Source organism: Arthrobacter sp. 10L430, from assembly GCF_056395245.1.
In genome coordinates, this window is record NZ_JBFTJD010000087.1 from 1 (window position 1) to 362 (window position 362).

The following is a 362-nucleotide window of genomic DNA, read 5'->3' on the forward strand; positions in this document are numbered from 1 at the left end:
GCAAAACAGCCCTCGCCACCAACACCCTGCCAGCCACCGGCGGACTCCGGCCCCAGGTCATGGTCACCATCAGCTACCAGGACCTCCTGAACCGCCTCCACACCACCGCCGCCAACGGCCCCCGCTACACCCGCCACACACCCACACCCACACCCACACCCTTCGCCTCAACCGCCACCCCGGCCCCAACGGCTCAGGCGCCAGAAACCCCCACCGGGACCGGGACGTTCGCCTTCACCGGCCCCGTCACCCCCGCCACCGTCCGCAAAATCGCCTGCGACGCCGACATCATCCCCATCCTCCTCGGCAGCCAAGGCCGCATCCTGGACATCGGCCGCACCACCCGGATCTTCCCACCCCAC

General features: G+C 69.9%; 1 pseudogene. It reads left to right on the plus strand.

Annotated elements, in window-relative coordinates:
* Positions 1-362 (plus strand): annotated as a pseudogene (locus AC1DDG_RS21790) (HNH endonuclease signature motif containing protein); the annotation flags it as partial.